Origin of the sequence: Moorena producens 3L (genome assembly GCF_000211815.1) — a bacterium.
GTDB classification, from domain to species: domain Bacteria; phylum Cyanobacteriota; class Cyanobacteriia; order Cyanobacteriales; family Coleofasciculaceae; genus Moorena; species Moorena producens.
The window spans coordinates 116,988-124,203 of record NZ_GL890848.1; the positions used below are offsets into that span (position 1 = coordinate 116,988).

Here is a 7,216-nt window from a genome sequence, read left to right on the forward strand (position 1 = left end):
ACTCAGAAATTTCGAAAAATGCAATAGTAGGGGCAATAGCTCCAGAGTTTTATAGTAAAATAACATAAGACATTCTCAGGTTACATCTCAACTGAAAATGCTATATACAGTTTAAATGCACAACAGCTTAAAGGAGAAAACTACTAATGTCAGAGCACATCTCATTTGATGAACTGTTAGGCAAAATGAGCGAAGCCTATGAAGATGCCCAGAGCAAAATTGAGCAATGTAATGTTTTAGTAATTGGGAAAACCGGTGTAGGAAAAAGTACCTTAGTAAACACAATTTTTCGCTCTCGCCTGGCAGAAACAGGAGTGGGCTATCCTGTTACTCAAACCATTCGTCGTTATACCAAAACAGGTTGCCCGATTACAGTGTACGATACGCCAGGGCTAGAACTTAAAGCCGAACAGATTGAACGAGTAAGGAGAGATATCTCGAAACTAATTGATGATCAAAGGAAACTAGAGGCAAAAGAACACATTCATGTGGTGTGGTATTGCCTTAATCATGAGACTGCTCGATTGGATCCGATTGAAGAAGAATGGCTAAAGAGCCTCCAACAAAAAGATGTACCAGTTATCTTAGTTCTGACTCAAACCTTAACGAAAAAACGTAGTGATTTTATTGCTTTCCTAGAGAGAAAAAATCTACCGGTTAGTCAGATTATTCCAGTGCTAGCACAATCAAAACCAATCGATGATGATTATACGGTGACAGCCCATGGTTTAGAGCGTTTAGTAGAAGTGACGGCAAATTTACTGCCAGAAGCCCAGCGCAAAGCATTTCTGAGAGAACAGATTAGAAATATTGAACTAAAAGCAGGTGAAGCGTTTAAATATGTTACGGGTTATGTTACTGGTTCAGCATTGGTTGGTGCCTCACCAATTCCGTTTTCTGATGCGCCAATCTTGGTAACGATGCAAACGGTAATGATTGCTAACATCACCAGCATTTTTGGATTAACGGTTGAAAGAGCTTTTCTGGGAATGGTGATATCTGCTCTTGGGGGTACAGGAGGAGTGACTGCAGTGGGTAAAGTAATTGTCGCGAATTTACTCAAAATGATTCCTGGTGCAGGCACTGTTCTTGGTGGAGCAATATCAGGCTCAACGGCAGCAGCACTAACTTTGGCTCTTGGTCTATCTTATATTGAAGCTCTGAAGATTTATGTTAAAGCTCAAATTGATGGTAAGGAAATACCCCTTTCTGAGCTGGCGAAAATTATCATTGAACAATATAAATATTATGCGGGAACAGGTAAAAAAAGCTTGAGGGATCAGGAATTACCGCCTTCAGATTAGGAGTGTGGGGAGATGGGGAGATGGGGAGATGGGGAGATGGGGAGATGGGGAGATGGGGAGATGGGGAGATGGGAAGTTTATTATATAGCAGTTATCCTATTAATTAGCTACACATATTTTTTACCTATTACCTATTACCTATTACCTATTACCTGTTCCCGATTCCCGATTCCCGATTCCCGACTCCCGACTCCCGATTCCCGACTCCCGACTCCCGACTGCTATCATTTAAATATGATAGAGATTACTCACCATTAGTTTACTGTTTTCATCGTTGATAAATCGTTGGATAAATTCGGGTATTTTTTTATTGTGATTAGGATAGACAGTGGATTGCCAACAATAGGATAATTGACCAATTTGGAATAACCGAAATGCTAAATCTAGATCGGCTCCCTCGGGAATTCTAATGGTTTCTTTAAATCCACCGATTTGTTGAAGAGCTTTTTTCCAAATCAGGGCATTGGCTGTAATTAATGATTCTGGTCTACTGATATGGCACTCTTCAACCATGGTTAAGGGAATGAGTCTTTCTTGACCTTCATAAAATTTTGACAATAAATCCTTGCCCGATGCTTTAACATTACCTGCATAGGCTATTGACCCATTTATGCTATTAAGATAGCCTTGGATAAATGATTCAGATGGAAGACAGTGGCTATCGGTAAATAAAATCCAATCTCCTTTGGCATAGTTTATGCCTACATTTCTGGCAGATGCCACATCATTTTTTGAGCATTTCAGCAATCTGATCGAAAGGTTATTACCTTGGAACTGTTGAGAGATAGTAATTGGTCGAGTTGAGTTATTATCAACAATAATAATTTCTTGGGGATAGATGTAGGGACTCTGGGTGTTAAAAAATTCAGTTAAAAATAAATCAAGTCCTTCTTGATTATTCCTGACGGGAATAACGATTGATATATCAGATGCTTGAATGTTTAAGGGTACAGTAAAATCGGAGTAATTCTGGGGAGTTGAATGAAGTTTGTTGATGAAAGTCATAGGATTACCTCAATTGTCTGGATTAGAAGTTCTGCCAACTGACTAGTGCAGGGGGACAGAAATAACAAACCCGCGTCCTAGAGTCGAAATCCTTGATATTAAAGAATTTCAGACTTCAGACTTCAGACTTCAGACTTCCGGGTAGCTGCACTATAACTTCTATACACAATCTTGGCTATTCCACCAGGAAATTTTTGGGGAGGGTGGGGAGATAGGGAGATGGGGAGATGGGGAGATGGGGAACAGGGAACAGGGAACAGGGAATAGGCAAGAGGCAAGAGGCAATAGGCAATAGGCAATAGGCAATAGGGAAAAAATCCTGTGTACCTGATTAGACCTCTTGCAAAAGTAGTTTTCTGATAGTGTTCTTGATGCAGTCGCTCATGGGGGAAACCCCCAAGACCACTTAGGTGCGCTTACAGTCGTCGAATTAAATTCGCCACGGGTCGCACCTCTGCATCGCTTTGCGTCAATTCTTGTCCACTGTTCCCAGATCCGCTGTTCCCTGTTCCCTACTTCTGCAAGAAGTCTATTACTATGAGAACTGCTATAGATAGAATCAAGTAATCTTTTAACGTAAGCATTCAGCAGTCAGCGGTCAGCTGTCAGCTTAAAATAAACCTCTTTTGGCAGAATTTAAAGGTGCGCTTGACCCATTAAGAATTAAATTCGCCACGGGTCGCACCTAATAGTTCGAGATTTTATCGAATTCAAAGTCTAGGGAAAAGCCCATCTAAGCATAGGCTGATAGCTGATAGCTGTTCGCGTAGCGTGCGCGTAGCGCTTAAGCTGATAGCTTACCTTTTAACTAATTCTATATCCTACTATAAGACACACATATTGTAAAGTTGACAATAGTTGATTTATAAAACCCGGTTTATTGGGAATAAACGGTTTAGGAGTTAAGTCAATGGAATATAGCTGACTGACTAGTTTGTTGCCTTTTCCATATCTGATAAATCTTTTAATAAATCCCAGAATGTCGTGAGTGAAATCATGATATACAGTTGATTGCCAACTATAGGATAAGTTGCCAATTTCTAATAACCTAAACCCTAAATCTATATCTTCACCGGCAGCGATTTTAATAGTTTCGTTAAACCCACCGATTTTTTCAAGGGCTTTTTTCCACACTAGGGCATTGGCTGTAATTAAATATTCCGGTCTGATCATCTGCCCATCTTCAATAACTTTTAAGGGCACAAGTATTTCTTGAGTTTCATAATAGTTTGACAATACATCATTGCTCCAGGCTTTAACATTCCCTGCATATCCGATGGAGCCATTCATGGCATTAAGATAGCCTGTGATTAAGGATTCTGAAGGAATACAGTCACTATCGGTAAATAAAATCCAATCTCCTTGAGCAGAGTTGATTCCCATATTTCTGGCAGATGCCGGTCCAAGTTTTGAGCATTTTATCACTCGTATTGAAAGGGGAGCAACTTGAAACTGTTTAGGGATAGTAATCTCTGGGCTTGATTGATTATCAACGATAATTATTTCTTTTGGATAGCTTTCTAGGTTCTGGGTTTTGAAAAATTCTGACAAAAATAATTCAATTCCTTTCTGATTGTTCCTGACGGGAATAACTATCGATATATCAGATGATTTAATTGCTACTGGTGCAATTAAATGAGCTTTCTTTTGTGGCTTAAAACCCAATTTACTGATTAAGGTCATAGGATTGGCTGAATTTTATGCTTCAGAGGTTTTAGACCCCTATACAGAATCTCTGCTACTCCATCAGGACATTTTTGGGGATTGTGGGGAGATGGGGATTGTGGGGAGTGTAGAATGTAGAATTTAGAATGTAGAATTTAGAATGTAGAATGTAGAATTTAGAATTTAGAATTTAGCATTCTGACAGACAACCTTCAACCCAATAACATTCAACCTTCAACTAACTAACATTCAACCTTCAACTAACTAACATTCAACCTTCAACTAACTAACATTCAACCTTCAACTAACTAACATTCAACCTTCAACTAACTAACATTCAACCTTCAACTAACCAACCTTGGCCAAAAGGCCACGCTACGCGAACAACCTCCAACTAACCAACCTTCAACCTTCAACTAACTAACCTTGGCCTTTCGGCCACGCTACGCGAACAACCTTCAACCTGATAACCTGCTAATCTCAAAAAAAAATAGCCGCAGAAATACTATCCACGGCTAGGAATTTACCTTATGTCATTCAGTTTTCCAACTTATCCAGACGTGAGTGATCTTACGCGACTCGACCGGATGGTTTGGCCAGGGGGAAAACCCCCCAGCAATTTAACGTGTTAACGGAGCCTGAAGTACTTGATCATTATTGTTATGAATTCTCCCGGAACATCCGTCGGTTAGAGTCGATGCCCGGTATTATCCGGGGCACCTCTCCTTCAGAACCGTACGTGAAGGTTTCCCCTCATACGGCTCCTAGATATTCTCTCCCTTAGGAGTGCTCCAGTGTATCTGTTGATGGCAGCTTTGATGTACTGCTAGTAGATTCTTTTTTGACCAGTTGTCGTGGTTTCCATCTATGTGATGAAGATGTACATCCTCGCCTTCGATGAATCTCAGTCCACAGTGTCCACAGGAATGGTTTTGCTTTTTCAATGCGTCAGAGGTAGCATCGGAGTAAAGGCGTGAATTCCTTTGGCTCCAGTAGACTAGGTCGCCGTCGTATGGTGACTTAGTCCCCCTTACGTTCACGTGTTGGTTCTGTTTGTAACCTACCTTTGGGAATGCTTTATCGCATAATTTGTTGGCTCTGTACCGATTCACTTTCTTTTCCTTTCGGAATTTACGGTTAGCGGTTATTCTCATGAACCACAATGAATCCCTTGAGCTACTCATATCACAGCTACTATGGTAGTTACGCCATCCGCGAACTTTGGAGGCTAATTTCTTAGCTTTTACTTCGGCACCATAGTTCGAGTTGTTGACTACGGATTTAATTTTCTTACGTATGTTTCTATGATTTTCCTCTGAGGGAACGCATGAAAACTTTCCGTCTTTTCTGACGCGGAATCTCCACCCCAGGAAGTCAAATCCGTCTGTCGTTTTAGTTAGCTTGGTCTTTTCTTCACTGATTTCCATTCCTCTTTCTGCCAAGAATTTCTTGACTTTGTTGAGGATTTTCTCAGCATCATCTTTAGGCTTTAAGATAAAAACCATATCGTCTGCGTATCGCAGACTTGGATGGATTTCCTCTATTCCGTTTAATGCCACATTTGCTAATAAAGGACTTACCACACCCCCTTGTGGGGTGCCCTGTTCTGGAAACTGAACGGTTACTCCTGCTTTTAGGCATCTGAATATCCCCGTTTTGATTTTTGCTGGTGCGATAAGCCTTTCCATTATAGAGCTGTGGGAGATTCGGTCAAAGCATTTCTTGATGTCTAGTTCGATTATTCGTTTATTTATTCCATTATGGTTTGAGGCCAGATGGATTTGTAAGCGTTTTTGGACGTCCTGGGCGCACCTGCCCGTTCTGAATCCATAGCTATCTCCGCTGAACGTAGCCTCGTGGGCTGGTTCAAGGGCTAGCTTCACTAGACATTGCCATGCTCGGTCAGCGATGGTTGGTATCTTTAACATTCTTACTTTTCCATTCTTTTTTGGGATTGGAATTTCTCTGAGTCCGCTATGCTTCCAGTCAGTTGCATAATGGTTCAATGTTTCAACCAGTTCCATTCGTTCTCTGTAGTTGAGGCTTGACTTGCCATCAACTCCAGCCGTTTTCTTGCCTTTATTTAGCTGTGTCACTTGTCGGACTGCCAAAAGTTGAGCTGAGCGGGATTTCAGGATCAGTTTTTGTACTGACCTGGCTTTCTTCAAGTCACCAACTCTAACTGCTTTATACACTCGCTTTTGTAGGCGGAAAAGATTTTGGCGGAGTTTCTTCCACTGTTGTTTTTTCCAAAGTTCACTATGATTACTCATGTGTCTAACTATGCTCTCCTAGAGTTTGTGTATTCTGAATACCCGCAGCCAGTTTCTAGCTGCATCCTACCCGATAGTGGGGATTAAGTTTGACATAACTTACTGAAGATTCGACCGGCCTCCAGACCCATTGCTATCGTTTTTACTTGTTCCATTCATCGGATTGTTTTGATGGTTTAGGGCAGTCCACTTTGCCTATTCCCTCCTCAGAGTTTACAACTGTCTGCAACAGAACGTTGTGAGGATAATCAGGAATCGAGTCTCGCATATACTAGTCAGATTGCGGCTTCTCCTTTAGACACTTTTTAAGGACTTTCGCTGCTGTTACCCATGTCATCTTCCCATTAGCGGCAGTGTCACGCATCTGATTCGTGTCTGATTCCGCCCTGTTGCCAGCGTCACTCTGCTAGGATGTCGCCTGCTCGGTGTGGCCAGATAGGGTGTCACATCTCTCCTGATGGGGTCGGATTTGCACCGCCATCCTGATGAATAGTTATAACCTTTGGGATGTTATTCCGCGAGTTACCTGAGTCATAACCTACTCTACTACGAGTTGCTCCTACTCAGAACAAGCCGCACGCTGCAGAGGAGTCCACTCGATAATTTCCGCATAACCAACTACATAGAGGCTATGCATGGTGTTGATTATGCCCTTGCGGGAGCCCTTCAAAATATGCTGAACCGGATATTTTTTGGGAAACGATTCTTGAGGTGCGACCCGTGGCGAATTTAATTCGCCAACGGAAAGCGCACCTGAGGATTATACTAGGAGTTATATCCTCAGGATTAGTCTCTGGGTTTGGGCGAAATTCGGAATCCATAATGGTCACCTTTTGCTTGTTGTTTTATATTATAATCATAATGATTATAATATAATTTGTCAAGGGTTTTTAAAAATTTTTTTTGACAGCAAATTTCGCGCACCGCAAAGTTGAGTTAAAGTCCCCCAGAATTGGGGGATTTAGGGGG

Annotated in this window: 7 protein-coding genes; 3 read left to right on the forward strand and 4 right to left on the reverse strand. The window is 41.5% G+C overall.

Translation table 11 applies throughout. The annotated features are described in order from the left end of the window. Positions 1-146: 146 nt before the first annotated feature. Positions 147-1,304 (forward strand): YcjF family protein, encoded by a 1,158-nt coding sequence (locus LYNGBM3L_RS10465; RefSeq protein WP_008182165.1) that lies wholly within the window; start codon positions 147-149, stop codon positions 1,302-1,304. Between the two features lie 12 nt (positions 1,305-1,316). Beyond that, the gene (locus LYNGBM3L_RS40305; RefSeq protein WP_154659744.1) at positions 1,317-1,562 is read left to right on the forward strand and encodes a hypothetical protein; all 246 of its coding nucleotides are present in this window, start codon (positions 1,317-1,319) and stop codon (positions 1,560-1,562) included. On the opposite strand, the gene LYNGBM3L_RS10470 is transcribed toward LYNGBM3L_RS40305, so the two are convergent. The 3 genes from LYNGBM3L_RS10470 to LYNGBM3L_RS10475 form a co-directional block, all read right to left on the reverse strand. Then, entirely contained in the window at positions 1,533-2,309 is a 777-nt protein-coding gene (locus LYNGBM3L_RS10470) for a glycosyltransferase family 2 protein (RefSeq protein WP_008182167.1), read from the reverse strand. The genes LYNGBM3L_RS40305 and LYNGBM3L_RS10470 overlap by 30 nt on opposite strands. 122 nt (positions 2,310-2,431) lie before the next feature. Further along, on the reverse strand, positions 2,432-2,608 hold the full coding sequence (locus tag LYNGBM3L_RS43235; protein ID WP_154659745.1) for a hypothetical protein: 177 nt from the start codon (positions 2,606-2,608) through the stop codon (positions 2,432-2,434). Positions 2,609-3,113: 505 nt separating this feature from the next. Continuing rightward, complete coding sequence (locus LYNGBM3L_RS10475; protein ID WP_008182168.1) at positions 3,114-3,992, reverse strand: glycosyltransferase family 2 protein; 879 nt, start codon at positions 3,990-3,992, stop codon at positions 3,114-3,116. 4 nt (positions 3,993-3,996) lie between these two features. On the opposite strand from LYNGBM3L_RS10475, the gene LYNGBM3L_RS48560 reads away from it, so the two are divergent. Beyond that, on the forward strand, positions 3,997-4,119 hold the full coding sequence (locus LYNGBM3L_RS48560) for a hypothetical protein (RefSeq protein ID WP_267872011.1): 123 nt from the start codon (positions 3,997-3,999) through the stop codon (positions 4,117-4,119). 619 nt (positions 4,120-4,738) lie between these two features. Here LYNGBM3L_RS48560 and LYNGBM3L_RS10480 read toward each other — a convergent pair. Further along, entirely contained in the window at positions 4,739-6,247 is a 1,509-nt protein-coding gene (locus LYNGBM3L_RS10480; RefSeq protein ID WP_044492589.1) for a reverse transcriptase domain-containing protein, read from the reverse strand. Positions 6,248-7,216: the final 969 nt, after the last annotated feature.